Annotated in this window: 22 protein-coding genes; 17 read left to right on the top strand and 5 right to left on the bottom strand. The window is 44.5% G+C overall.

All coding sequences use genetic code 11. From position 1 onward, the window contains the following. Positions 1–29: 29 nt before the first annotated feature. From rlmN to spoVM, 6 genes are all read left to right on the top strand, one after another. Positions 30–1,070 (top strand): 23S rRNA (adenine(2503)-C(2))-methyltransferase RlmN, encoded by a 1,041-nt coding sequence (gene rlmN / locus NST45_RS14895; protein WP_036686196.1) that lies wholly within the window; start codon positions 30–32, stop codon positions 1,068–1,070. A 6-nt stretch (positions 1,071–1,076) separates the two neighbouring features. Then, positions 1,077–1,850, top strand: a complete 774-nt coding sequence (locus tag NST45_RS14890) for a Stp1/IreP family PP2C-type Ser/Thr phosphatase (RefSeq protein ID WP_036686197.1) — start codon at positions 1,077–1,079, stop codon at positions 1,848–1,850. Next, positions 1,850–4,111: a Stk1 family PASTA domain-containing Ser/Thr kinase gene (gene pknB / locus NST45_RS14885; protein WP_339826042.1), complete on the top strand. Its 2,262-nt coding sequence runs from the start codon at positions 1,850–1,852 to the stop codon at positions 4,109–4,111. The genes NST45_RS14890 and pknB overlap by 1 nt, the downstream gene beginning before the upstream one ends. 96 nt (positions 4,112–4,207) lie before the next feature. After that, positions 4,208–5,113, top strand: coding sequence for a ribosome small subunit-dependent GTPase A (gene rsgA / locus NST45_RS14880; protein WP_036686201.1), 906 nt, complete (start codon positions 4,208–4,210; stop codon positions 5,111–5,113). A gap of 4 nt (positions 5,114–5,117) precedes the next feature. After that, complete coding sequence (gene rpe / locus NST45_RS14875; protein ID WP_036686202.1) at positions 5,118–5,783, top strand: ribulose-phosphate 3-epimerase; 666 nt, start codon at positions 5,118–5,120, stop codon at positions 5,781–5,783. Positions 5,784–5,960: 177 nt separating this feature from the next. Further along, complete coding sequence (spoVM, locus tag NST45_RS14870) at positions 5,961–6,041, top strand: stage V sporulation protein SpoVM (RefSeq protein WP_020431362.1); 81 nt, start codon at positions 5,961–5,963, stop codon at positions 6,039–6,041. A gap of 101 nt (positions 6,042–6,142) precedes the next feature. Here spoVM and rpmB read toward each other — a convergent pair whose 3' ends face one another. Beyond that, positions 6,143–6,331: a 50S ribosomal protein L28 gene (gene rpmB, locus NST45_RS14865; RefSeq protein ID WP_036686205.1), complete on the bottom strand. Its 189-nt coding sequence runs from the start codon at positions 6,329–6,331 to the stop codon at positions 6,143–6,145. Between the two features lie 190 nt (positions 6,332–6,521). Here rpmB and NST45_RS14860 point away from each other — a divergent pair, with 190 nt between their 5' ends. The 4 genes from NST45_RS14860 (at position 6,522) to NST45_RS14845 (ending at position 11,671) form a co-directional block, all read left to right on the top strand. Next, complete coding sequence (locus tag NST45_RS14860) at positions 6,522–8,309, top strand: DAK2 domain-containing protein (RefSeq protein WP_038570325.1); 1,788 nt, start codon at positions 6,522–6,524, stop codon at positions 8,307–8,309. An 83-nt stretch (positions 8,310–8,392) separates the two neighbouring features. Beyond that, positions 8,393–9,256 (top strand): DegV family protein, encoded by an 864-nt coding sequence (locus NST45_RS14855; RefSeq protein WP_036686209.1) that lies wholly within the window; start codon positions 8,393–8,395, stop codon positions 9,254–9,256. Between the two features lie 9 nt (positions 9,257–9,265). Next, positions 9,266–11,317: an ATP-dependent DNA helicase RecG gene (recG, locus tag NST45_RS14850; protein WP_036686210.1), complete on the top strand. Its 2,052-nt coding sequence runs from the start codon at positions 9,266–9,268 to the stop codon at positions 11,315–11,317. 66 nt (positions 11,318–11,383) lie between these two features. Beyond that, positions 11,384–11,671, top strand: a complete 288-nt coding sequence (locus tag NST45_RS14845; RefSeq protein WP_036686212.1) for a stage VI sporulation protein F — start codon at positions 11,384–11,386, stop codon at positions 11,669–11,671. A 1,072-nt stretch (positions 11,672–12,743) separates the two neighbouring features. Here NST45_RS14845 and NST45_RS14840 read toward each other — a convergent pair. From NST45_RS14840 to NST45_RS14830, 3 genes are all read right to left on the bottom strand, one after another. After that, positions 12,744–13,604 (bottom strand): YitT family protein, encoded by an 861-nt coding sequence (locus tag NST45_RS14840; RefSeq protein WP_051491444.1) that lies wholly within the window; start codon positions 13,602–13,604, stop codon positions 12,744–12,746. Between the two features lie 440 nt (positions 13,605–14,044). Continuing rightward, entirely contained in the window at positions 14,045–14,326 is a 282-nt protein-coding gene (locus NST45_RS14835; protein WP_143766083.1) for a hypothetical protein, read from the bottom strand. 113 nt (positions 14,327–14,439) lie between these two features. Beyond that, on the bottom strand, positions 14,440–14,802 hold the full coding sequence (locus NST45_RS14830; RefSeq protein WP_036686214.1) for a hypothetical protein: 363 nt from the start codon (positions 14,800–14,802) through the stop codon (positions 14,440–14,442). A 184-nt stretch (positions 14,803–14,986) separates the two neighbouring features. Here NST45_RS14830 and NST45_RS14825 point away from each other — a divergent pair, with 184 nt between their 5' ends. Both NST45_RS14825 and NST45_RS14820 read left to right on the top strand, forming a co-directional pair. After that, positions 14,987–15,400 (top strand): DUF2500 domain-containing protein, encoded by a 414-nt coding sequence (locus tag NST45_RS14825; protein ID WP_235219531.1) that lies wholly within the window; start codon positions 14,987–14,989, stop codon positions 15,398–15,400. Between the two features lie 125 nt (positions 15,401–15,525). After that, positions 15,526–18,222, top strand: coding sequence for a calcium-translocating P-type ATPase, SERCA-type (locus NST45_RS14820; RefSeq protein ID WP_036686585.1), 2,697 nt, complete (start codon positions 15,526–15,528; stop codon positions 18,220–18,222). A gap of 90 nt (positions 18,223–18,312) precedes the next feature. Here NST45_RS14820 and NST45_RS14815 read toward each other — a convergent pair whose 3' ends face one another. Next, positions 18,313–19,248: an NlpC/P60 family protein gene (locus NST45_RS14815; protein WP_036686216.1), complete on the bottom strand. Its 936-nt coding sequence runs from the start codon at positions 19,246–19,248 to the stop codon at positions 18,313–18,315. Positions 19,249–19,572: 324 nt separating this feature from the next. On the opposite strand from NST45_RS14815, the gene NST45_RS14810 reads away from it, so the two are divergent. The 5 genes from NST45_RS14810 to NST45_RS14790 all read left to right on the top strand — a co-directional run bounded on the left by NST45_RS14810 (position 19,573) and on the right by NST45_RS14790 (position 25,966). Next, the gene (locus NST45_RS14810) at positions 19,573–20,643 is read left to right on the top strand and encodes an ABC transporter substrate-binding protein (protein WP_036686217.1); all 1,071 of its coding nucleotides are present in this window, start codon (positions 19,573–19,575) and stop codon (positions 20,641–20,643) included. A gap of 61 nt (positions 20,644–20,704) precedes the next feature. Then, positions 20,705–21,628, top strand: a complete 924-nt coding sequence (locus NST45_RS14805) for an ABC transporter permease (protein ID WP_036686219.1) — start codon at positions 20,705–20,707, stop codon at positions 21,626–21,628. Next, positions 21,621–22,415: an ABC transporter ATP-binding protein gene (locus NST45_RS14800; RefSeq protein WP_036686220.1), complete on the top strand. Its 795-nt coding sequence runs from the start codon at positions 21,621–21,623 to the stop codon at positions 22,413–22,415. The genes NST45_RS14805 and NST45_RS14800 overlap by 8 nt, the downstream gene beginning before the upstream one ends. A 223-nt stretch (positions 22,416–22,638) precedes the next feature. Further along, positions 22,639–24,405 (top strand): sensor histidine kinase, encoded by a 1,767-nt coding sequence (locus NST45_RS14795; RefSeq protein WP_036686222.1) that lies wholly within the window; start codon positions 22,639–22,641, stop codon positions 24,403–24,405. Continuing rightward, positions 24,398–25,966: a response regulator gene (locus tag NST45_RS14790; protein ID WP_036686223.1), complete on the top strand. Its 1,569-nt coding sequence runs from the start codon at positions 24,398–24,400 to the stop codon at positions 25,964–25,966. The genes NST45_RS14795 and NST45_RS14790 overlap by 8 nt, the downstream gene beginning before the upstream one ends. Positions 25,967–26,073 lie beyond the last annotated feature (107 nt).

Raw genomic sequence — 26,073 nt, 5'->3', positions numbered from 1 at the left:
TCCTTATGAAAGAACAGGTGTAGATAATAATGAAACCTTTAATATATGATTTTTCTTTAGAAGAGTTACAACAGTGGGCGAAAGACAATGGTGAGCCTGCTTTTCGTGGTGGACAAATTTTTGATTGGCTGTATGTAAAACGTGTGAATGACTTCGAAGCAATGAGCAATTTGTCCAAAGGGCTTCGCCAGAAGCTGAATGAACAATTCTCTATTGCAGCACTAACTGAAATTACTAAAATGGAATCTAAAGATGGAACTGTAAAATTCCTGTTTGGATTGCATGACGATCATGCTATCGAAACAGTTATCATGAAACATAATTATGGCAATAGCGTTTGCGTAACAACCCAAGTAGGATGCCGAATCGGCTGTACTTTCTGTGCTTCCACACTCGGTGGATTAAAACGGGATTTGACAGCGGGAGAAATTGTAGCTCAGGTTGTACGTTCCCAACAAATCCTGGATGCGCGCGGCGAACGTGTCAGCAGCATTGTTATCATGGGTACTGGTGAACCGTTTGAGAACTATGATGCAACAATGAGATTCCTGCGTCTTATGATTCATGAGAAGGGCTTAAATATCGGACAACGGCATATTACTGTTTCCACCAGCGGTATTGTACCGAGCATTTATAAATTTGCAGAAGAAGATACCCAGATTAATCTGGCGATTTCGATTCATGCGCCTAACGACGCCTTGCGTTCAAAGCTAATGCCTGTTAACCGCCGTTTTCCGTTTGATGATGTAATTGAATCATTGCGTTATTATCAAGCTAAGACGGGACGACGTGTCAGCTTTGAATATGCCTTGATCGGCGGGGTAAATGACCAACCGGAGCATGCTGAGGAATTGGCTGGGGTGCTTAAGAGCATGCTGTGCCACGTCAATTTGATTCCGGTAAACCATGTGCCTGAGCGAAAATATGTACGTACTTCACGCAATGATATCTTTGAGTTTCAACGTATTTTGGCTGATAACGGGGTGAATGTTACTATTCGCCGTGAGCAAGGCCATGATATCGCGGCCGCATGCGGACAGCTGCGTGCCAAACATATGGAGTTGGGGTGAGGATATTTGATCAGAACAGTTCATGCCAGCGATATTGGCCGAGTGCGCGCTGTCAATGAGGATTCGGTCTGGATCGGCGCGACGCGCCACGGTTATACACTCGGTATTATTGCCGATGGGATGGGTGGACATCAGGCTGGTGAAACCGCAAGCAGGCTCGCTTTGGAGACAATGAGGAATAACCTAGACGGGTTAGAGTCTGGCCTTCAAGACGAAGCTCTGCGTGATGCGTTGTCAGCTGCTATTTTGGAAGCTAACAGCACTGTGTTCAGGGAGGCTTCCGGTGACGATAAGTATCATAATATGGGTACTACTGTCGTTGCTGTTCTTTTGAATGGATCAAACGGATATATTGGCCATATCGGAGACAGCAGAGCCTATTTAATAAAAGACAGTGCGGCAGTTCAACTAACCGAGGATCATACGCTAGTCAATGAGCTGTTCAAGAACGGTCAGATCAGTGTGGAGGAATTGGATAATCATCCGCGTCGTAATGTGCTGACGAGGGCACTTGGAACAGATGCTGAGGTTGAAGTTGATATGGCGCCTATAGCTCTGCTACCTGGGGAAATTTTGCTTCTATGCAGCGATGGTTTAAGCAACTTTGTCACAAATGAGCATTTAGGCAAAGTAGCAGGTATACATGAGATATCGTTAGAGGAAAGAGCGGACCGTTTACTTCAGCTGGCACTGCTCGCCGGCGGTGGCGATAATATTAGCGTCGCTTTGTTAGAACATCATGGAGAGGCCGCTGTGCCCGAAACAAAGGAGTGGGATTGATGATCGGTCACGAATTGGGCGGCCGTTACCAAGTCATCGAACGGATCGGCGGAGGTGGAATGGCGCTCGTCTATAGAGCACATGACATTCTTTTAAACCGAAATGTCGCCATCAAAGTATTGCGCAATCAGTTTGTGCATGACGAGGAATTTATTCGCCGTTTTAGGCGTGAGGCGCAATCTGCCGCATCTTTGTCTCATCCGAATGTCGTCAGCATATACGATGTAGGACAAGAAGACGAAATTCATTACATTGTCATGGAGTATATTGAGGGTCAGAATCTTAATGAAATTATAAAAGAACGAGCGCCATTACAGGTTGATGAATCCGTACGGATCGCTTCACAAATCTGTGATGCCCTAGATCATGCGCATCAGAATCAAATTATTCATCGTGATATAAAACCACATAATATCCTGATCGGACGCAACGGCCGGGTGAAAGTAACCGACTTTGGGATTGCCCGCGCAGTTACGTCAACAACCATTACACAGACCGGTTCTGTGGTTGGTTCAGTACATTATTTCTCGCCAGAGCATGCCAAAGGTGTCTCTACAGGAGAAAAGTCTGACTTGTATTCATTAGGTATTGTACTTTATCAAATGCTTACCGGAAGCCTGCCCTTCTTGGGAGAGAGTCCGATTAGTGTAGCTTTAAAACATCTGCAAGAAGAGTTTGAAGAACCAAAACTTCTGAATCCACTCATTCCGCAAAGCGTTGAGAATGTAATTCTGAGATCAATGCGTAAAAATCCGGAAGAGCGGTACGACTCTGCCAAAGAAATGTTGCAGGATTTGGAAACATGCTTATTGCCGGAGCGCCGCAGTGAGGCGAAGATTCTGTTCAACGATGAAGAAGATGAGGATCGTACGCGGGTTATCCCGGCGATAAAACCGATTCAAAGAAGCAATGGTAATCGTAATCATCGTGAGGAACGGATGGTTCGTGATGAAGATGATGAACCGGTGCCTTCAAGCAAAGGTAAAAAACAATGGGCAAAACCCACATTATGGATTGGGCTAACCTTGCTGTTGCTGTTGGCTATGGCCAGTCTCGTATGGTACGTTAAATCACAGCTAGTTGTTCCTGAGGTTTCCGTTCCTTATGTAGTAGGTAAACAGATAGAACAAGCACAAACTGAGCTTGAGGATTTGGGGCTTGAGGTTGCTGATCCTATTCTGTATGACTACAGTCCGAATTTTGAAGAGAATGTGGTCATTAAGCAAAGTAGGGAAAAGGATGCCAAAGTGAAAAAAGGAGCGTCCCTAATACTCACTGTGAATACGGCTAAGCCACTACCCAAGATGCCAGATGTAGTTAACAAGAGCTTTGATGATGCGGTTAAAGCATTGATGGCGCTGGGTGTAGCCCAGGACCGGATTGATAATAAACCTCTCTATGACGAAAATACAGATGAAGGTCTCATTGTAAAATCTGACCCTGCATTAAATACAGAATTCGATCCTGAGACGGTTCAAATCACCCTTTACGTTAGTAAAGGAGAAGAAAGTGTACTGTTGCCAGATCTCATCGGTAAGACGGAGAGTGAGGCAAAGGCGCTGCTGGAAGGTGCCAAGCTTGTTCTTGGAGAAGTTAAACAAGAATCCAGCTTCAGCATTGAAGAAGGTAAAGTAACAAAGACTTGGGCATTTGATAAGGGGACAGGTACTTCTGTTCCACCTGGAACAGCGATTACGATTTACTTAAGTACAGGTTATCCACCTGAAGCCCTGAATTATACCTTTAATGTGCCAGTCGCTCCTGCTCAGGATGGGAAAAAGAGCAAGATTCGTATCGAATTCGTGGATGCGCGCAATAATGGAGAGAAGCAGGATTGGGGAACACGTACCATTGGAAAGAGCCAAGTGTTATCTGTGAATCTAGTATTGGCTCCTAATAAAGATGGTTCAGTTATTGTTACCCGTGACGGTGTACTTTTGGATACTTATGTCATTCCTTATATCGATGCTAAGAACGGAACCGTTCAGGAGCCTGAACCACCAGTTATAGCAACACCACAGCCAACTCCAACACCTTCTGCTGAACCTACGCCTACAATTGAACCTACGATTGAACCGGAGATCTTGCCAGGTTCAGGTTCAGAGAATGACGGAGGGAATAACGGGGCGGTGAATCAGACAGGGTTCGTAAACAATAGTTCTATAAATAGTGAATCGACTAATAATGGCAATAATAAGCACAACAATAATAAGAACAATAATAAAGGCAAGGATAAATCTAAAGATAAAAACAACAACTAAACAGGGTTTAACCTGAACGGTTGGCGTAGCGAAATGACCCGGGGATATCAGACTTGGGTCATTTTCGCAAAATCAGGAGAGGAAGGCTCACTATGTATGCCTGAAGGTATAATTGTTAAGGCGTTAAGCGGTTATTATTATGTGAAACCGCTCCGCGAAGGATTAATTGCGACTGAAGAGCATTCTGTTCAATGCAGAGGCCGAGGAATTCTCAAGAAAAAAGGGATCGCTCCGCTAGTTGGAGATCGGGTTATTTATATACTTACTGAGCATGGAGAAGGAATGGTGGATGAACTTCTACCTAGAGAATCTGAACTGATTCGTCCACCTGTAGCGAATGTTAAGCTCGCAGTCCTTTTATTCTCCGTTCGAGAGCCCGATATGAACCTGAATCTGTTGGACAAGTTTCTAGTTCATATTGAGCATTCGGGTCTGGAACCCCTAATTGTTCTGACTAAACAGGATTTGGCGGATGATGATGGTGAAGCTACTCGTTATGTTAAAGAACTTTATGAGGATATCGGATATGAAGTGATGGTCACAAGTTCACTTACTGGTGCCGGAAGCGATGAGCTAAGACAACGGCTTACTGGTGGTATTAGCGTTTTTGCGGGTCAATCGGGGGTTGGTAAGTCCACCTTATTGAATCGTATTGTTCCAGGGCTTAAACTGGAGACTGGAGAGATCAGTTTACGATTGGGACGTGGTCGCCATACGACCCGTCATGTGGAGCTGATGGATATTGGTGGTGGAGGTTTTGTTGCAGATACCCCAGGTTTTAGTCAGCTTGATTTCTTAGAGCTTGGTGTAGAAGAGCTTTCCACTTGTTTTCGTGAATTTGCTCAATATGCATCCGATTGTAAGTTCCGGGGCTGCAGTCATCAGCATGAACCAGGCTGCCGTGTAATAGAGGCTTGGAAAGCAGGGAAAATTGCGGATAGTCGCTATGATCATTACAAACTGTTTTTTAATGAAATGAAAGATAAAAAGCGGAGGTACTAACATCATGATACGAATAGCACCATCTTTATTGTCGGCGGATTTCGCGCGTTTAGGTCCAGAAGTAGCAGAGGCGGAAGCCAGTGGTGGAGATTGGATACATGTGGATGTAATGGACGGTCATTTTGTGCCGAATATCACATTGGGTCCACCTATTGTAAAAGCTGTATCGTTACATACCAAGCTGCCACTTGATGTTCACTTGATGATTGAGTCGCCAGAACGTTATATCCCTGATTTTGCTGCAGCAGGTGCAAGTGTGATCACCGTTCACGCTGAGGCATGCGTACATTTGCATCGTGTGGTTCATCAGATCAAGGAGCTGGGGCTGAAGGCAAGTGTAGCAATTAATCCGGGTACTCCGGCTTCAGCGGTGCGTGAGGTGCTGGAGGATGTGGATATGATTCTGGTGATGACCGTTAATCCAGGCTTTGGTGGTCAAGCATTCATTCCTAACACTTTGCGCAAAATCATTCAAATTCGAGAATGGGCGAATGAAGTGAATCCAGATTTATTGATCGAAGTAGATGGTGGAGTCTCGGAAGAGACAGCACCCTTAGTTGTGGCAGCTGGAGCCGATGTTTTGGTAGCGGGGAATGCAGTTTTTGGCCGGAGTGATCGTGCTGCGGCGATCCGCGGAATTCGAGAAGCAGCCGAATCTGCACTGCGTTAAAAAAATAGGCTATTGAGACTAGAGGTATAGGCCAAGTCCTCGGTGCATAAATATGGTTACATGAGCAGAAATCTCATGTAGCCTTTTTTGTTTTGGCAGGGAGGACTGCAGTTCGTTTCCGTTATTGACAAGAGGAAAGTCTCCTGCGTACGGCATGAATTGATGGGAGGGTAAATCATGAAATTTTACACGTTTAAGCTGCCAAGGTTTTTGGGAGGTTTTGTTAAAGCAATATTGAACACATTTCAGAAGAGTTAAGCCGCTAACAGAAAAGAAAACATGAAAAAAAGCACCTTACAAATGTAAAGGGTGCTTTTTGCTTCATATAAGTTATCGTTCGGTCTTAAAATTGCTAAAGACTAAACGCGTTCAACTTTACCGGCTTTCAAAGCACGGGTGCTGACGTACACGCGTTTTGGTTTACCGTTCACGAGGATACGGACCTTCTGAACGTTAACTCCCCAAGAACGACGGTTGCGGTTATTAGCGTGAGACACGTGGTTGCCGCTGCTCGGTTTCTTGCCTGTTACTGCACATTTGCGGGACATAGATTACACCTCCTTATTCCTAACACCTGCATAAACAATACTTATCTATAATATCACAGCAAATTTTGCTACGTCAACCGATTCAAAAACATTTATTTCTTTTAATACTTATAGTACAATGTAAATTAGTGCATTATGTCCTGTTAATCATAGAATGATTAGGCATGAAGTTAGGAAGGGGAATTCTCAATTGAGTAAGCGTTCTATAAACGGAACAGATTTTACCGCTATGGTATTGGCTGGAGCGGATAAGCTGCAACAGCATGCAGAACACGTCAATTCCCTAAATGTTTTTCCGGTCCCAGATGGAGATACCGGCACAAACATGAATTTGACGATGACCGCAGGTGCGAATGAATTAAAGAAAAATAACACCACTTCTGTGGGACAATGTGCAGGTGTACTCTCCAAGGGCTTATTAATGGGAGCTCGTGGGAATTCCGGCGTCATTTTGTCCCAGTTATTCAGAGGGTTTAGCAGGTATGCGGCTCAACATGATGAGCTTAATACACAGCAGTTCGCTGCTGCGCTGCAAACCGGAGTGGACGCTGCGTATAAAGCAGTTGTAAAGCCCGTAGAGGGAACTATTCTTACTGTAGCTAAAGAGGCTGCAAGACATGCTGTTTATTATGCCCGCCGTACTACTGACGTTGTGGAGCTGATGACAGAGGTATTAGCCAAAGCAAAAGAAGCCTTAGCTTATACGCCTGAGCAATTGCCTGTATTGAAGCAAGTCGGTGTTGTAGATTCTGGCGGCCAAGGTTTGGTCTACATTTATGAAGGGTTTCACCAGCATCTGACGAATGGAAGTACTACCGGTCTGTCTGAATCTGTGCAAGGACAAACCCACACACCCGTTGCACCAGCGCCTAAACCCGTATTAACGAAACCTGAAAGTGAACTGTTTTCTGTACAGTCTTCTGCGCAGTCACAGCTATCTACTGAAGATATAGAATTTCTATATGATATGGAGTTTTTCATTAATCGCCAGTTAGGCGTTAACGTGAGAACCAATTTTGATGAGGAAGCTTTTAGGAAAGCGTTGTCAGTTAATGGCGACTCCATTATTGTTATTTCGGATGATGAGACGATTAAAGTGCATGTGCACTCTAAGGCTCCAGGTGAAGTGATGAACTTGGCTCTTCTTTATGGGGAGATCACGCAGATTCACATTCTTAATATGCGAGAGCAGCATCGTGACCTGCTGACTGCGGGCATGGATATTGCACCAATGCCTGATGTATTCGCTGATATGCCGAATGAGAAGAGCGCAGTGCAAATGTCTCCTGCTGAACCACCGGCCGATGATTTGGCGCCTTACGGCTTCATCGCGGTATCATCTGGCGCAGGTATTGCTGACATTTTCAAAAGCCTTGGAGTGGACGTAGTCCTAGCTGGCGGTCAGACAATGAATCCTAGCACTGAGGATTTCGTGAACGCGATTTCTTCCATATCTGCGAAGCATGTTTATATTTTGCCAAATAACTCGAACATTGTTCTTGCCGCTCAACAAGCTAAAGATCTTCTAGAGGGCGAACGTGAGATTACGGTGATTCCAAGTAAAAGTATTCCGCAGGGAATAGCAGCAGCTTTTGCATTCCAAGAGGAAGATGCAGTGGAGACTAATTCTGAGAATATGCTGGAAGCAATCTCTCATGTGAAGTCCGGACAAGTAACGAACGCTGTGCGTGATACAAGCTTTGATGAGCTGGAGATTAAATCGGGCCAATTTATTGGGATTTCTAATTCCAAAATTGTTGCTGCTGCAGATGATCTTTTGGCTGCAAGTCAGGCGCTGTTATCCAATATGCTGGAGAATGGCGACGAAATCGTCACGATCCTTATTGGCGCAGAAACAGAATCCGAGGCTACTGATTCTTTGAGTGAGTGGTTGGAAGAGACTTATCCCAATGTGGAAGTTGAGATTCATGAGGGTGGCCAACCCCTGTATTATTATTTGTTCTCTGTAGAGCCATAGGTAGGAATTAATGGTTCTTTAACAATGGAGTAGAAATTTGTTATTGCGTAGTTGGCAAAATTATAGCTTGGGGGAGAAAATCCATGAATCGTACCATTATCGTCACCGACAGCACTTCAGATATCCCGCCAGCAATGGCGGAAACGTACGGAATTGAGGTAGTACCGTTGACCTTAATGTTCGGCGAAGAGGCTTTTAGGGACAATCTGGATATGACTCCGGAGCAGTTCTATGAGCGTCTTCCCCGTACCTCACAGCTGCCGACTACTTCTCAACCCTCACCGGTTGAATATATGAATGTGTACCGCAGTATTCTGGAGCGTAACCCGGGCTGTTCTATCCTTTCCTTTCATATTTCTTCTGGACTGAGCGGGACTTATCAATCTGCATTGCTGGCTAAATCGATGCTGGAGGAAGAGGGAGAAGGAATCACTGTTGTAGATTCTCTCTCCGCTTCTTATGGTTTTGGATTTATGGTAGTGGAAGCTGCCAGAATGTCTGCTGAAGGCAAAGGACCTGAAGAGATACTTGAGGCTGTAGAAAGCCTACGTCAATCGCGTAAGCTTTACTTCTTAGTAGATACACTTGAATATTTACAAAAAGGCGGGAGAATTGGGAAAGCCTCCGCTATTCTGGGGACACTTCTGAATATTAAGCCGATCCTGTCCATTGATGCAGAAGGAATTATTTATGCGGTGGAGAAAGTTAGAGGCCGTAAGAAGGCTGTCGCCCGTATGATTGAACTGTTCAAGCGGGATCTGCAGGGTGTAAACAAAATCAATGTGGCCGTGGGTCATACGGCTGAACCGGCTTCCGGCGAAGAATTCTTGAATGAGCTTGCGGGACACTTCACCTTGGAAGAAAAAGTGCTGACGAACGTCGGCCCTGTCGTGGGCAGCCATGTCGGTAACGGTACATTAGCTGTGTTCATTTGGCCTGCAAAATGAGGGATAAATATGACACTGGCATTAAATCAAATTGAAGTAAAAAACATAACTGGCGTGAGTGCTCAAAAGCAAAGCGAGCTTCACGCCTTTGGCGTCTTTACAGTAAAGGATTTATTAGAGTATTATCCGTTCCGCTACGAGGATTATCGGCCCCGCTCGCTGAGTGAGACTAAACACGGGGATAAAGTGACCGTTGAGGCAAAAGTAATCGGTATCCCTGTACTGCAGCGTTTTGGCGGCAAGTCACGTCTTAGCTGTAAGATGGTTGCAGAGCCATGGATGTTCACAGCAACCTGGTTTAACCGCCATTACGTAAGAGAGCAACTCACTGTGGGACGGGAAATTGTGCTGACCGGAAAATGGGATCAGAAGCGCAATCAGATTACAGTGACTGATTATGAATTTCCGGATCGTGGTGAAGGGAAGACGGGAACACTGCAGCCAGTCTATTCGGTAGGTGGTAAGATCACTCAGTCCTGGATCAGGAAGGTTATTAATCAGGGACTTCAGCAGTATGGGGATCTGATTCCAGAGATTTTACCGCATTCTATTATGAGGGAATATGACTTCATGCCGCGTAAACGGGCCATTGCCACTATCCATAGGCCTGAGGACACTCGTGAGGGGCAGCAGGGGCGCCGTAGGATGGTATATGAGGAACTATTCCTGTTCCAGTTGAAGATGCAAGCGTTCAGGGTTCTGAACCGCGGGCGGATGGATGGGGTAGTCCACACAGTGGATAACGCGACGGTACGCCAGTTCGTGCGCAGTCTGCCCTTTGAGCTTACAGATGCACAGAAACGTGTAGAGCTGGAGATTTTACATGATCTGCGTTCACCATATTGCATGAATCGTCTGCTGCAAGGAGATGTTGGCTCGGGTAAAACAGTGCTTGCGGCTGTGGCGCTTTTTGCTACGGTAAGATCTGGTTTTCAGGGCGCACTAATGGTGCCCACAGAGATTTTAGCAGAACAGCATATGCGTTCACTTACCAGGATGTTTGAGCCGTTTGGGATTACTGTAGGACTCCTGACGGGCAGTGTGACTGGCCGAAAACGTAAAGAGTTATTGGCCTCGTTGCAAATGGGGATGCTTGATATCGTGGTAGGAACACATGCTTTGATTCAGGAGGATGTATTTTTCCGTGATCTGGGTCTTGTGGTAACTGATGAGCAGCATCGTTTTGGTGTGAATCAGCGTGGTGTATTGCGGCGAAAAGGATATAATCCGGATGTACTGACGATGACTGCGACGCCTATTCCACGTACACTTGCGATCTCTGTTTTTGGCGATATGGATGTATCTACTTTATCTGAAAGGCCGAAAGGCCGAGTTCCTATAACTAGTTATTGGGTAAAACATGATCTCATGGATCGTGTGCTGAATCTGATTAAGCGTGAAATTGATCTGGGTCGTCAGGCTTATTTGATCTGTCCGCTCATTGAAGAGTCAGAGAAGCTGGATGTGCAGAATGCTATTGATTTGCATATTCAGATGAGCCAAGCTTTCCCTAGCTATAAAGTTGGGCTTTTGCATGGGAAAATGACTCCCGCTGAAAAAGATGAAGTGATGCGGGCGTTTTATAACAATGAGCTGCAGCTGCTTGTGTCCACTACGGTGGTGGAGGTTGGTGTAGACGTTCCTAATGCTACATTGATGATCATTATGGATGCGGATCGTTTTGGTCTGTCACAGCTGCATCAGTTACGTGGACGGGTAGGAAGAGGGCAGCATGCCTCTTTTTGTGTGTTGGTAGCTGATCCAAAATCTGAAATCGGACGTGAGCGAATGACTGCCATGACCGATACGGATGACGGATTTGAGATTTCCCGAAGGGATTTGGAGCTGCGTGGACCGGGGGATTTTTTTGGGACAAAGCAGAGTGGATTACCGGAGTTTCGGCTGGCAGATATGACGGCTGACTTTGAAATTCTGGAGCAGGCGCGGGATGATGTCGCAGAGCTGCTTAAGGATGAAGCTTTTTGGACATCACCTGAATATGCATCTCTTCGGCATTATTTACAGAGTGAACAGATCTTCCAAGGAGAATTAATTGACTAACTAGGCACATGTAGCACCGAAGGCTCATATACTGTGAAAGATTGGATATGACGGGAGGTGCTACACTTGGGTTATCAACAATTCGGAATTAGCCCTCAGTTGGTGGATCGCATCAAGCTGAAGATGAAAAACTCGACTGTGAAGGATCGTATCAAAAGTATGATTGAGGGCATCTCGAAACAGGAGCTGCAGGATCCTGCGGTTGTTCGCAGATTGGTACGGAAAGCGTCAGGTGTATTGAACGAGAAACTGACCTCGACACAGGAAGAACAAATTGTAAAGTTTATCATCGCGCAGAAAATCGATCCGAACAACACCTTTCATTTAATCCGCTTGTGGGGAATGTTCCGTTAAGTAGCGGATTAAATGAAAAGTAGGGGTTGTCCATGGGTGTTTTTTTCATCGTATGTGACAGTCTGCAAGCAGCGATCCTCCTATTACTGGAGGATCGCTGCTTTGCGTTTTTGGCCGTAGTTACGGCATGCTGCAATATGTCTCTAATCCGGATAAACCGATGCCACCGAATCATAGTCGTCCGTCGTCCGGTAACGCCTAATCATAGTCAACCGCCGTCTGATGTCACTGAATCATAGCTCCGCTTATCCGATACCGCTGAATCACATTCAACCATCTTCGGACGCTACCGAATCATGGTCATCTGTCGTCCGATCCCGGCGAATCACATCCATCCATCGTCGATGCCCCCGAATTACATCGCTCCATCGTCCGATACCACGGAATCATGTTCATCCACTGTCCGATACCGCCGAATCACATTTACCCATCGTCCGATCCCACCGAATCATGTACATCCGCTGAAGCTTTCGGACTCCAATGACGTTATTCGCAAATATATCGCCTTTGGAGCAAGGTTTCGGACCCCAGTGCAGCTATTCATAAGAAATAGGCTCGTAGTTGGCGTTTTTTGTGCCAATAGGGGCTATGCGGTCCGAATGCATTCAGAATTCCGGGAAATTCTGCATATAAGGTCCGCTGTGTCCGATGTCACCGAATCACATTCATCCACTGTCCGATACCGCCGAAATATGATCATCCGCTGAGGTATTCGGACTCCAATGACGTTATTCGCAAATATATCGCCTTTGGAGCAAGGTTTCGGACCCCAGTGCAGCTATTCATAAGAAATAGGCTCGTAGTTGGCGTTTTTTGTGCCAATAGGGGCTATGCGGTCCGATGTCATCCAAACTTCGGGATAATTCCGCATTTAAGGTCCGCTGTGTCCGATAGCTGTCTCATGCGCGTAAACGTCTTCGAATAATGCGAAATTTGAGTTCTCGCAAGAAGTTTGGGGTCTCGAACAAGAAGTTTGAGGCCTCGCTCAGAAAAATTGGTTGCGATCAAAGGCTAAATTCAAAAAGAAGGGAGCGCTTCAGCCATTTTCATGGCTTAAGGGCGCTCCCTTTTTTTATTCGTGTAAGCGTGTTTGTCTATGATCTTTAGTGGCTGATCTAAACACGATTTGGCTCTCTGAATCACACTGTAGAACGATTGCCCGAAGATGATCTTCTTCCATTCTGTTTGTCAGACAAAACAACGTGCTAACCTCTCCATCTTGCCCTGAACCTTCGGCAATCGCAGCTTCTCGGTTTAGAGAGGTTGCGATTGCTTGCTGAATGTCCAAACATCGGCTGCTGGTAATCCAAGCAGTGCGGGAGTGGGATAATCCCCGTAGTGAGATACGAACACCTTCGAAAGCCAGCAGGTAGGCAATAATAGAATACATTGCTTGCTCCCAACCGAACAATGTACCTGCAAAAAGCAGAATTGCACAGTTCAGGATCATAATGACGACTTCCGTTGATTTTGGAGGTCCGCCGCTCAGCAGAGAATACCCCTGGTCACTGGCTTGTTTATTTACACCGCCGAATCTCACAGATATTCCAATACCTACTCCAAGACAGATGCCTCCTGCCATTGCGGCAGGTAAAGGATCGCTAATCACAGCAGGAAAACGATGCAGCGCAAGAGACGCGATGGTTAGGCAGGTTAATCCCAAAACAGTGTAAAGAGCAAAGCGGAGATTTACTTGTTTTCGCGACATAAATATAAAGGGCAGATTGAATAGAAATAGAAACAATCCAAGCTGCATTTCAGTAGTATGAGCGAATAATGCGGATAAGCCTGTAATCCCGCCGACAACAAGGCCATGTGGCATTAAAAATAATTCCAATCCTACAGCAGCAAGCAATGCGCCGGCAATGACGGTAAGAACTCGGAAGGTAGAGCTTCTTTGTAGCTGTTGACGTTGATTTATTTTGTTCTGCATAGTTTTTCCTCCTTCAACAGGGGAAACGACCTTACTCATTTTCAGTGGCTATGGCAGATTTTTTGGATATTCGTGCATCATGTCGTTTCTCAAAGTTGAATACTTTATCCATTATTTATAAATCTATTTAGATTCCTTCGTCAGACAATGTCCAAGGAGAACAAGGATCAGCACGTAAATGGCTGCAAATGGTTGCAAGTGGCTGCGAATGGCTACAAATAGTGAAGAATAGCCAGCACTCCGCAATGCTTTACCCAAATTGGCCCATAATTATTGAAAATTCATCCCGCGGGGCTATGGGCAACCAATGTTGGATGAAGCATGAAGGCTGTGACCAACGCTACGTCCGGCCAGCAAGCCTGCAACAAAGTTGCCATTTAGCGTAACGATAACTGCTGCAAGGGAGTACCAGAGCGCCTCACTGCCTAAGGTGAGTGGATCTATGTCAGTCCGAAGCTGAAGCAGAAGATGACACTGAAGAAATCACGAAATGGGATCACAAGCTGTTCAATCGGTTTCACATGTTCGGTTTCAGCGAGGACAAGTCCACTAGTAGTGCGCCAATAACTTCTGTCTGCTAGATGAATGGTGTCGGTGAATCCAGCAATCAGGAATAGTGCTGCGAATATTACTAATGTAAAAGCGCACCTGAACGGATATCCAGAACACGGTTGAGCCAAGATACTTGCTTTATTCCGGTGGATGATGAGCAATGCGAGCATGTATACCTACCGGTAAATCCGCATCTCTATAATTCATGATACATAAGATTTTTATCAATTGAAGTTCTAAATTCCCTTCAGCCGACATTCATTTAGGGCAGAGGTGAACTTCGCTAAGGTAGTGATATTAGAAAATGAGACGTGAATTTTAACAGGTACAGCCGTAGTCGAAGCAGGAATTTATAAATCACTGGACGGAACAGTAAAGAAAGTACAGGGAGTATTGCAACGACCGCAAGTGACTTCGTTCCCCACTGTTCAGTTATTTTGATGGCTCCTACCTGAGGGGTTATTTGAGGTGCAATCCTTACGGGAGGTGTAAACTTTCGCTCGTAGCGTTCAATTTCGGATGTCGTTGATTCTTGCTCCGTAGTGAATAATCCTCCAGACCAGGCAGGTGGAAAAGAGAACATCATTCCCAGAATTAGGACTATACGAAGAAACCAATGTAGTGATAAACGCGCTATATATTGCACCGAAATAACACCTCCCAACTGTATGTAGTATAAAAAGCATACCATACCTTTTCCTTTGAATCCAAATTGTTTTGTGAAAAAAATTCATATATAGATGATGAAAACATGAAACCGAACGGGAAAAATGACGTATTTCGCAGCATAGATAACTTTTATTATCTTGTTTCAGTCAGGAGGGATAAATTTGAGCGAATGGCAGGATTTTAACGGTTTTGATGAGCGCAGCTTTTTCGGAAGTTTCATTCATGAGATGCCACTGTTTTTTAAATTATTTGCTTTGCTTTTTCTTGGCTTTTTCGTTTTTATAATTGTTAAATCAGTGAGAATCTGGATGTCCAATAACGCAAGTCCCTTGATAAAAGCAAACTGCACAGCGGTCACCAAACGAACCGAGGTATGGGGTGGATCCGGTGAATCGAGAGCAAATACTAGTTATTATGTTACCTTTGAGTTTGCCGATGGCTCTCGTTTAGAGTTGCAGGTAAGAGATCAGGATTTTGGCCTGATTGTAGAAGGTGACCGAGGTGAACTCCTGTATCAAGGGACTAGGTTTAAAAGCTTCAATCGCGATTTGAAGAAAGAACATCTAAATTTCTAAAAAAGTACATACCATTCAAGAATCACCATGCCTGTTTTGGGTAAAACTCATATGAGAGGTTTTACCAGATCTCAATTCTGGAAGGAGGCTATGGTTTGAATTCAAATAATCCACAATCGCAAGGGCTGGAACCCTTCCATACACTGAGCGAGGAAGAAGTGCTGAATAGGCTGGAAACTCGGAAAGAGGGTTTATCTTCCGATGAAGCGACTAAACTTGTGGAGCGATATGGGAAGAACGTACTTCAAGAAGCGAAGACCAAATCGCTATTAGGAAAGTTTATCGAACAATTTAAAAATGTAATGATCTTTATTTTGCTAGTAGCAGCTGTATTGTCAGGAGTCTTGGGGGAATGGACGGATACGATCATTATTTTGCTTGTAGTCATTTTGAACGCGGTGCTTGGAGTTATTCAGGAAAATAAGGCTGAGCAAGCACTCGATGCGCTAAAAAGTATGTCCTCTCCACACGCCAGAGTAAGACGTTCCGGCCAGGTTACTGAGATAAAAAGTGAAGATCTTGTGCCCGGGGATATCGTATTGCTGGAAGCTGGAAATGTAGTTCCGGCGGATATAAGACTTTTGGAAGCCGCTTCGTTGAAGACGGAGGAAGCCGCGCTTACCGGAGAATCATTGCCCTCTGAAAAGCGGGCCGGTGTGCTTGAGGGTAGCGACATTGTAATCGGCGACCGCACCAATATGGCTTATATGAGCAGCAGTGTAACTTATGGCCGAGCAATTGGTGTAGTTACAGCTACAGGAATGCAGACGGAGGTCGGTAGAATTGCCGGTTATATCTCGGAAGAAGATACAGATGTAACACCGCTGCAAAAAAAGCTGGATGAGCTAGGTAAATATTTTACCTTTATTATTCTTGGCGTCTGCGTGATTATCTTTGCCGTTGGGATCTTCGAAGGAAGAGAGCTGCTGGATATGCTACTTACCTCGATCTCACTCGCGGTAGCGGCTATCCCGGAAGGGCTGCCAGCAATTGTTACGATCATTCTCGCGCTTGGTGTGCAGCGAATGGCGGGACGAAAAGCGATTATTCGCAAGCTTCCCGCCGTGGAGACACTTGGAAGTACAGAGATTATATGCTCCGATAAGACAGGTACTTTAACATTAAATAAAATGACTGTCGAAAAAGTGCATGTCAACGGAAAGACCACTGATTCCAGTGCAGGGCTTGAAGGGATTCCTGGTGGCGAGTTATTGCTTCAAGCTATGACGCTTTGTAATGACTCCAGTATTGACGAAGGAAAGACTCCTAGTGAACCTGAAGCAAAAGCTGGAGCTAAGGACCCACAAACCAAGAGCGGAAAAGCAATCATCGGCGATCCGACGGAGACTGCGTTAGTCGATTATGCGCTTAGTATAGGCACTGACAAAAGGGAGCTGGAAAAGAAATACCCACGTAAAAATGAGCTGCCTTTTGACTCCGATCGCAAGCTGATGACAACGGTTCATGAGGTCGAAGCTGGACGTTATCGTGTGCTGACAAAGGGTGCACCAGATGTACTTTTGTCCAAATGCAGCCATATCTATGTGGATGGAGAAATTGTAACTCTACAAGACGAACATAAGCGGAATATCATGGAAAGTAATAAATTACTTGCGAATGATGCACTTCGAGTCTTGGCATTTGCTTTCCGAGATGAGGAGCAGCTGCCGACCGATCTCTCACCAGATACCACGGAGAAAGAGTTAATATTTATTGGTTTGGTCGGTATGATTGACCCGCCGCGTGAGGAAGTACGGGATGCGGTAGCTATCTGCCGTAAAGCGGGAATTAGACCTGTAATGATTACAGGCGATCATCGTGATACAGCAGCGGCTATTGCCAAAAGATTAGGGATTATTGAAGATGAATCAGGTGTATTAACGGGTAGTGAGCTGGATAAATTCAGCGAAGAGGAATTTGCGGAGAAGGTTACCGATTATTCGGTTTATGCACGCGTCTCTCCTGAACACAAGGTTCGTATCGTTAAGGCTTGGCGACAAAAAGGAAAAATTGTGGCGATGACCGGAGATGGTGTAAATGATGCTCCTGCACTTAAATCATCCGATATCGGCGTGGGCATGGGAATAACCGGAACGGATGTTGCCAAGGGTGTATCAGATATGGTGCTTGCCGACGATAACTTTACGACTATAGTTGTTGCCGTAGAAGAAGGACGGAAGGTTTACAGCAATATCCGCAAGGCTATCCAGTTCCTTCTCTCCGCTAATCTTGGGGAAGTGCTGACATTATTTATTGCCACTATGATTGGCTGGCGTATTCTAGAGCCGATCCATATTCTGTGGATTAATCTCGTTACGGATACCTTACCTGCACTTGCCCTCGGACTTGAGAAAGCCGGCGAGGATGTAATGGCGAAGAAGCCGCGTAAAGCAAGCAGTAGCATCTTTGCGGGCGGCGTGGGGATCGGGATTATATATCAAGGGATTATAGAAGCGGCGCTTACGTTGATCGTGTATCAATGGGCGCATACGCATTACAATGAAGGTATTGCGGTTACAATGGCCTTTGGTACATTAGGATTACTGCAAATCGCTCATGCTTTTAACGTCAGATCCAATAAAAAATCGCTATTCCAGATCGGTTGGTTCAGCAATCGCTATATGTTATGGGCTTCGCTGATCTCTATACTAATGCTTGTGCTTGTGATCATCATCCCGGGCTTAAACGACTGGTTTGGTGTTTCACATTTAAGTGGATTACAGTGGGGAATAGTATGTGCAGCGGCCGTAGCGATTATTGTTATAGTTGAACTTGTAAAGCTGTTTGTCCGGATGAGCGGAAGGGGCAAGAGCTGGGATTAAGAAACTGGATAAAAGTTATAGTCAAAAAGCCTGAACCCCATCAATAGGGATTCAGGCTTTTTGAATGATTTCTTTTAAAGCATGGGAAGCTTATAAAACACGTTGCATATGGAGGATTACATTACTCCAATAACCTGAGTCGAGGTCACTGATCTGAACTCCGGGTTCACCCCAGGTGTGGATAAACTTTCCGTCTCCAATGTAAATACCGACATGACCAGGTATAGCATCACTTTCAAATCGACCGGGAACGGTAAAGAAGATAAGATCTCCTACATCCAGTTCGCTTCGACTTACACGGGTACCTAAATTGTCCTGATCTTTAGCTAAACGAGGTAAGCTGACTCCGAATTTTTTGAATACATGCCTTGTAAAAGAAGAGCAATCAAATTTTTTGGTTTCTTCATAAGATCCAGCGCCAAAGTCGTAGGGAACACCCAAGAAATTTTTGGCAAAAGAGATTAACTCCTGTTTATCCGCTTCAGAAATACTTTGAATGCGTAAAGATTTAGATTCACTCGTGGATTCGACCGTCGATAATTTTTCGATAGTCTTACGTTCGGACGGTGTAGCAATGTTTATCTCACCCGACTGGGGATTCCAGCCTACTTCTGTTTGCAAAAATTTGGACAAGGCTAAAGGGGTGATATAGATTTGCCCTTCTTGCCGTCTAGGGGCTTGTGGCAGTGTGATTTTTTCCCCAAGTGAGAATACCTGTGGAGAGCCAGGGCGCAGCATATACATAACATCGCTATAACCGATTTTAGTGTATCCATCACTAGAACCATCATCCTTCATCCGATATCCGAGCGAAGTAACCGCAGGCTTGAGTGGAATCCAGTACTTTCCCTGAGCGTCAGTAATTGCAGATTGTTCATAATAACTGGAGGCATTTTTACCATCAGGAGTTAGCGCGTTAACCTTAGGTTTTTGCGATTGAGAAGAATAACCGCAGGATGAACTCGTTAAAGCGACAGCAAGCAATACAGTAGCGGTGGTTAGTAGTCTTTTGTGATTATTAGCCATTTAACACGCTCCATCTTCAAACTGTAAATTAAGTTTGTGCAGGGCGATTTTTTTTATGTAAAAGAAACGAAGGCAATCGCTGTAAGAGACAACCAAGCATTACCTCTTTTGATGTCATATATTCTTCAGAATTTGAAATCTATGGAAATATGATAAGTGATTGACGGATAAACAACCTCCATATAATATAGGTTTAATAGATTTCTATCATTAATGTGAGGTACGTGTAAGCTTATGCTTTAATGCTTTTATCGATAAAAGTGATAATGCTGAGTCGCTCACCTTGATGTATGCGTTAATAAACTAATGAAATGGGGTACTTTGATGAAAAAGAGAAACATTTTGGCGGGATTAAGCTTATGCTTCATGCTCGTAGCAGCTGGTTGTGGCAACAATAACACCGCTGAAAACTCAGGAAATGCAGCGAATTCCGGTAATTCCCCTACGAATGCAGGAGCAGCAGATTCAAAAACGTACAAAATTGCGATCTCACAATATGTGGAACACCCCTCACTCGATGCTACACGCGAAGGAATTCTCGCTGCTTTGAAGGATGCGGGAATCGTTGAAGGCGAGAACCTGAAGGTTGACCTTGAAAATGCTCAGGCTGACCAAGCGAATAACTTGTCCATTGCTCAAAAGATTGCCGCTGACTCAAATGATTTGGTATTGGCAATTGCAACGCCTTCCGCTCAATCAATTGTTCAAGCACTCAGCAAAGTAAGTAAGGATACACCGATTTTGTTCGCAGCAGTAACTGACCCACTCGACGCAAAGATTGTCACGGATCTGGAGCATCCAGGTGGAAATGTATCAGGTGTATCGGACACCAATCCCGAAGCGATTAACAGATTAATGCAATTTATAGCTACCCAATTTCCTAACGTGAAAAAGCTGGGCATCGTTATTAATGAAGGTGAACCCAATGCAGTAATTATGGCTGAGATTGCTAAAAAAGAATTGGATAAGCATGGAATCGAGCTAGTGAAGGCTGCCATCACGAATACCTCTGAAGTCAAACAAGCTGCGGAATCACTTGTGGGTCGTGTAGATGCATTCTACATTACTTTGGATAACACAGTCGTAAGTGCAGTGGATACCATTATTCAAACGGCTAATGACAAGAAAATCCCGTTCTTCTCCAGTGACCGTGATACGGTTGAAAAGGGCGCTTTTGCCACCGTTGGTTTTAAATATTTCGATCATGGTTATCAAGTGGGTCAAATGGCCGTGGATATCTTGAAAAATGGTAAAAAGCCAGCTGATATGAAAGTAACCATGCAAGAAAAACTTGATCTCATTCTTAACCTGAAATCTGCAGCAGCACAAGGCATAGAAGTGACTGATGCAATGAAGGCAGAAGTTGCCGATCAAGCTAACAATATTATTCAATAAGCCATTATATAGGGGCGATTTCGTGAGAACGCCCCTTTCCGCTCGAAGGAGGAAGTCATCTATGTTAAATTCGATGCTCGGGGCCGTTGAAATGGGTTTGCTTTACGCATTTATGGCTTTAGGTGTATACATTACCTTTCGTATTCTTGATTTCCCTGATTTGACTGTAGATGGGAGCTTTACCACTGGTGGCGCCATTGCCGCTGTTATGATTACTAACGGTTATGCACCATGGCTTGCTACCTTGGCCGCTATTGCTGGTGGAATGCTGGCAGGAATGTGCACGGGCCTATTACATACGAAAGGCAAGATTAATGGACTGTTATCCGGTATTTTGATGATGATTGCACTTTATTCCATTAATCTGCGGATATTTGGTGGCAAACCCAACTGGTCTTTAATGGGCGACACTACCTTGTTCACTTCCATTGATCCTCTGCTCGTACTGCCGTTTGTAGTTATTTTTGTGAAAATAGTAATGGATTTATTCCTGCGTACGGATCTTGGACTTGCGCTGCGGGCTACCGGAGATAATGCAAGAATGATCCGTAGTCTGGGTGTAAACACGGATAATACCACTATTCTTGGTGTCAGTTTATCCAATGGAATGGTGGCGCTCTCGGGAGCGTTAATTACTCAGTATTCTACTTTTGCGGATTCCTCCATGGGTATTGGGATGATTGTAATCGGGTTAGCTTCGGTGATCATCGGTGAAGCCATATTTGGTGCCAAAAATGTATTTCGGGCCACACTGGCTGTTGTGCTCGGATCCATAGTTTACCGGATCGTAGTTGCACTTGCCTTGCGGGTACCGTGGCTTAAAGCTTCGGATCTTAAGCTGATCACAGCAATTATCGTTATTTTCGCTCTTGTATTCCCGTCGATTCAGCGTTTCCTGAAGCAGAAGAATATGGCGCGGAGGCGTTCCGTTGAATTAGCTGAGCAAGCGCTAAGCAGCAAGAGAGGAGGCACCATCGATGCTTAAACTGGAGAACGTATCTAAGCTGTTCAATCCCGGAACACCAGATGAGAAAATAGCGCTGCTCGGCATTGACTTGGAGCTTCTTCCCGGTGATTTTGTCACCATCATTGGAAGTAATGGAGCTGGTAAATCTACGTTGATGAACATTATTTCCGGTGTCATGAAGCCGGATCTGGGTACAGCCAGCATTGAAGGAAATTCAATCAGCCATTTGGCGGAATTTCAACGGAGTCGCTGGATCGGCCGGGTCTTTCAGGACCCAATGGCGGGTACGGCTCCACATATGACGATTGAAGAAAATTTAGCTATGGCTTATAAAAGAGGCAAAAGCAGAGGGTTAACCTTTGGAGTAAATAAAGCAAAAAGAGCTTTATTTCGCGACGAGCTAAGCCGTCTGGGGATTGGGCTGGAGGATCGCCTGCGGGCAAAAGTAGGGTTGTTGTCAGGTGGAGAGAGACAAGCGCTAAGTCTGCTAATGGCGACCTTTACTCAACCGCAAATTTTACTTTTAGATGAACATACAGCAGCCCTTGACCCTTCTCGTGCGGAGCTGATTACTAAACTGACAGAGTCCATTGTCCGTGAGATGAAGTTAACCACCCTAATGGTTACCCATAACATGGAGCAAGCCATTCGTCTTGGCAATCGTCTGATCATGATGGATAAGGGCCGTATTATTTTGGATATCGACGAGGTTCGTAAAAAAGATCTTACCGTAGAACGGCTGCTCGGAGAATTCGAGACAATCAGCGGACATAAATTGGCAGATGACCGAATGATGCTTGGTTAGTCTGTTGTAGGTGTGAAGGTAGCTCAATATAAGGGCTTGAAGTGAACTCTGATTCTGGATTTCATTTCGAGCCCTTTTTTACATAGGATTTTTTTCGCCGAGCCATTATACTATCCTTAGCTTTCAGTTCACGTAAATTTACCCAAATGGAACATTATGGTTTATAATGGAATTATAGTGATAATAAATGAAAATTATCATATTTAGGGAGCGGAGAAAACAGATGATTTGGAAAAATGTTAGCGCTTACAGAAGTTCGGGCATTTTCAACAAAATGATACTGATTATTTCCTTTTTGCTTCTACTTTCCTTTTTATTCTCGTTGACCGTTTTGCAATATGTGTATCGTATCTATGACAAGCAAATTTATGAAAAGGCCTCTGAGGTATTGGGGATGTCCTCCATTAGCATCGAGAATGCCCTAAGAGAATTGGATCAGCTTTCTTTTACAGTGGTGTCTGATGAGCAAATCCAAGAATGCCTGCGCCAATTGCAGAATGATCCACAGCCTTATGAAAGACAAGTTCTACATAACAAGATCATAAACAGGCTGGTTGCTTTTGCAGGGGCAGAGAAATACGTTTATTCCATGATGCTGATGGATACGAGTGGCGGAGTAATGACTGCGGGCAATCGTGAAGGGGTATCACAGGATCTGCAGGATCAGTTAAAGCCGTTAGCTGCGGAAGCTAGCGGAAGTATAGTGTGGTATCCGCAAGGAAACAGAAATTCACTTTTGGCGGTTCGGCAGATTAAATCTTATACAGGGTCAACGTTTACGCTGGATGATCTGGGAACACTCGTGATCCGTATTCGGATCGATCTAATCATTGCGGATAGTACGAGCGATACCGACCAATTAATAGCTGTTGATGCCACGACGGGACAGGCGATCTATCCTGAAGTACCGATTCTTTTGCCAGAAGAGCTTAAAGAAGAGACAGAACGTCCGGAGCTATATCGCACGGCCAAATATCAAGAAGGTACTTATTTTATAACCAAGACGAAATCATCTTATATAGATTGGATCTACATCAATGCAACTCCATTTAATGAGATGTTCAAACATATTACTTTTGTCAAAAAACTGGTCGTCATCATATTCGCACTAATCTTATTAATTGGTCTCCTTTTAGGCTACAGGCTTGCTCGTAGTATTGTACGTCCGATCTCTAAGCTGACCAAAAAAATGAAGCAAATCGAGAAGGGCGATCTGGACAATCTGGAGGAACAGTCATTAGGTGTGGTTTCACAGACTGCGCAGGACGAGGTTAGTCAGCTAAACCGGACTTTTAAAATGATGATCCGCAGGATCAGAGAGCTTATTGATGAGAACTATGCGAAGCAGCTGATTATTAGAGAGACCGAGCTGAAAGCATTACAGGCACAGATTAATCCGCATTTTTTGTACAATACACTGGAATCGATCAATTGGTTAGCCAAAATGAACAAACAAGCCAAAATCTCAGAAATGGTAGAAGCGCTCGGTTACTTGTTCCGCAGCTCTATTGGTCTCAAGGATCCGCTAATTACACTTGAAAAAGAGATCACTATCGTGCGAAATTATGTCATTATCCAGAAAACACGGTTTGATGAGAGGCTTGATTTCCGGATGGATGTACCTGAAAATCTGCATGATGCATTAATTCCGAAGCTGACCTTGCAGCCTTTAATCGAAAATGCTATTCGCTATGCGCTAGAGCCTAATATTGAGCCGTGCACCATTTCTATAACAGTTAGTGAAGAAGATCAGGGCCTCGATATCAAAGTCAGTGATAATGGACCGGGGATGAGCGCTGAATTTATCAAAGATTTACAGATGGGGAGAGTTAAGACACGTGGAGAAGGCATCGGCTTAGCTAACATCGCGGAGCGTATTCAAATCGTCTTCGGCCCTGAATGGGGCACAGTCATAGAAAGTGAGCCGGGTCAAGGAACAACTATACATGTGCGTATACCTTACTTAAAAGGAGTGCTAGAGAATGTATAAACTGCTGCTGGTGGATGATGAACGCTTGATTCTGGAAGGGATATCGCAGGTTGTGGACTGGGGACGAGCGGGAACAGAGCTTGTAGGCACGGCACGGAACGGGATTGAAGCTTTGGTGAAAATTGAGGAGCTTAACCCTGAAATTGTGATCACGGATATTTCTATGCCTGGTCTAGATGGCCTGGGACTGGTGCAAAAATGCAGTGAACGATTTCCAGACGTGAAATTCGTTATGCTGACTGGTTATAAGGATTTTGATTATGCTTGTATTGCTATGCAGAACGGGGTCAAACATTATCTTTTAAAGCCGTGCAATGAGAATCAGATCCATGAAGCACTGATTGAGCTGGTAGCGGAACTCGATGAGCAGAAGAGCAGAGGCGAATTCGTAAATCGTATGAAACAACGTCTTCAGAAGGTATTGCCCCATGTGAAAGAACAATTTTTGAAGGAATGGATCTCTAATAAAACTTATGGAAGTCAGGATCTAGAGTATTATCAGGAACTATTCGGCATTGAACTTAATGACAAAACGGTGCGCTTGCTCCTGTTCCGACTAGAAGGTTCTTACGAATATGAGCAATTGTTCGCTCTGCAAAATATTGCCCAGGACGTACTTCAGGAAACACTCCTGAGTGCGACGATAGGTGGTCATTTATTAATATTACTGGAAGATGAAGGGAATACGGTGCAGAATAGCTCCCTGCTTAAACGTATCGCTGAAGTAAGAGAGGTATTCTGCAAGTTTTATAAAATGGATGTGACAATCGCGATTAGTGATGCTGACCTTATGATTCATTCCCGGAGATTGTATCGTCAGACCTTGCAGTGCCTGAACCATCGTTTTTATTTGGAGGCGGGCGGTTTGATTACCGGGAGTGATATCCCAAGTGATGAGCTAAGTGGAAGAAATGATATCGAGCTAGATGAAGAGCATATTTGTCTACTTATAAAAGCAGGCGATCAAAATACGGTTGAGCTGGAATTGGAACGATTATTCAACTTGCTCGCAGATGAGCGGTTAGATATTAACGTGACGCGTTCTTATGTTTTACAGTTATATTCCGCTATGATTCGTTTAGCAGTCCCTGATGAAAGAAATAGCTTCACATCGGGCTTGGCGGAGCTTGCCGAAATTAGAACCTTGGGAGGTTTAAAAGCATACGTCAAAGAGGCAGCGGTTCGCTTAACAGCGATGTATGACCGACATTTTAGTTCCCGGCAATCACTTATTGTAGACAAAATGTTCAAAATTATCGCAGAGGATTACAAGAATGCAGAGCTGTCGCTTAGCTCAGTCGCTGCTGAAATGTTATATATGAATCCCGACTATCTCGGCAAAATATTCAAAAAAATTACCGGGGAGAAATTCTCGAATTATGTAACCAATTACCGGATTGCTAAAGCATCGGAGCATATTTTGAGAAGTGGGGATGTGAGAGTATTTGAGCTGGCTGAAATGTTCGGCTTCGGTGGAAATGCACAATATTTCAGCCAGGTATTTAAAAAAGTAACCGGCCAGACCCCTACAGATTTCATGAAACCCCCTCAAGCGAACTGATTATTGAACAAACAAGACGGTTTTTTGTATTCAATAATCACGGAATATTTGAGAAAATTTAACCAATGAAAGCGCTACCTAAAGGGATCAGAGCCTTTACACTATCA

The organism is Paenibacillus sp. FSL R7-0163 (genome assembly GCF_037969975.1).
Classification (GTDB): domain Bacteria; phylum Bacillota; class Bacilli; order Paenibacillales; family Paenibacillaceae; genus Paenibacillus_AQ; species Paenibacillus_AQ odorifer.
The sequence above is the reverse complement of the archived record's forward strand: the minus strand, read 5'-3'. Positions and strand labels throughout refer to the sequence as shown.

What these genes read in the sequence shown, in the direction of transcription:
- rlmN (WP_036686196.1), top strand. Translation starts at nt 30, where the DNA reads ATGAAACCTTTAATATATGATTTTTCTTTAGAAGAGTTACAACAGTGG.
- pknB (WP_339826042.1), top strand. Translation starts at nt 1,850, where the DNA reads ATGATCGGTCACGAATTGGGCGGCCGTTACCAAGTCATCGAACGGATC.
- rsgA (WP_036686201.1), top strand. Translation starts at nt 4,208, where the DNA reads ATGCCTGAAGGTATAATTGTTAAGGCGTTAAGCGGTTATTATTATGTG.
- rpe (WP_036686202.1), top strand. Translation starts at nt 5,118, where the DNA reads ATGATACGAATAGCACCATCTTTATTGTCGGCGGATTTCGCGCGTTTA.
- spoVM (WP_020431362.1), top strand. Translation starts at nt 5,961, where the DNA reads ATGAAATTTTACACGTTTAAGCTGCCAAGGTTTTTGGGAGGTTTTGTT.
- rpmB (WP_036686205.1), bottom strand. Translation starts at nt 6,331, where the DNA reads ATGTCCCGCAAATGTGCAGTAACAGGCAAGAAACCGAGCAGCGGCAAC.
- NST45_RS14855 (WP_036686209.1), top strand. Translation starts at nt 8,393, where the DNA reads ATGAATCGTACCATTATCGTCACCGACAGCACTTCAGATATCCCGCCA.
- recG (WP_036686210.1), top strand. Translation starts at nt 9,266, where the DNA reads ATGACACTGGCATTAAATCAAATTGAAGTAAAAAACATAACTGGCGTG.
- NST45_RS14840 (WP_051491444.1), bottom strand. Translation starts at nt 13,604, where the DNA reads ATGCAGAACAAAATAAATCAACGTCAACAGCTACAAAGAAGCTCTACC.
- NST45_RS14835 (WP_143766083.1), bottom strand. Translation starts at nt 14,326, where the DNA reads ATGCTCGCATTGCTCATCATCCACCGGAATAAAGCAAGTATCTTGGCT.
- NST45_RS14815 (WP_036686216.1), bottom strand. Translation starts at nt 19,248, where the DNA reads ATGGCTAATAATCACAAAAGACTACTAACCACCGCTACTGTATTGCTT.
- NST45_RS14810 (WP_036686217.1), top strand. Translation starts at nt 19,573, where the DNA reads ATGAAAAAGAGAAACATTTTGGCGGGATTAAGCTTATGCTTCATGCTC.
- NST45_RS14805 (WP_036686219.1), top strand. Translation starts at nt 20,705, where the DNA reads ATGTTAAATTCGATGCTCGGGGCCGTTGAAATGGGTTTGCTTTACGCA.
- NST45_RS14800 (WP_036686220.1), top strand. Translation starts at nt 21,621, where the DNA reads ATGCTTAAACTGGAGAACGTATCTAAGCTGTTCAATCCCGGAACACCA.
- NST45_RS14795 (WP_036686222.1), top strand. Translation starts at nt 22,639, where the DNA reads ATGATTTGGAAAAATGTTAGCGCTTACAGAAGTTCGGGCATTTTCAAC.
- NST45_RS14790 (WP_036686223.1), top strand. Translation starts at nt 24,398, where the DNA reads ATGTATAAACTGCTGCTGGTGGATGATGAACGCTTGATTCTGGAAGGG.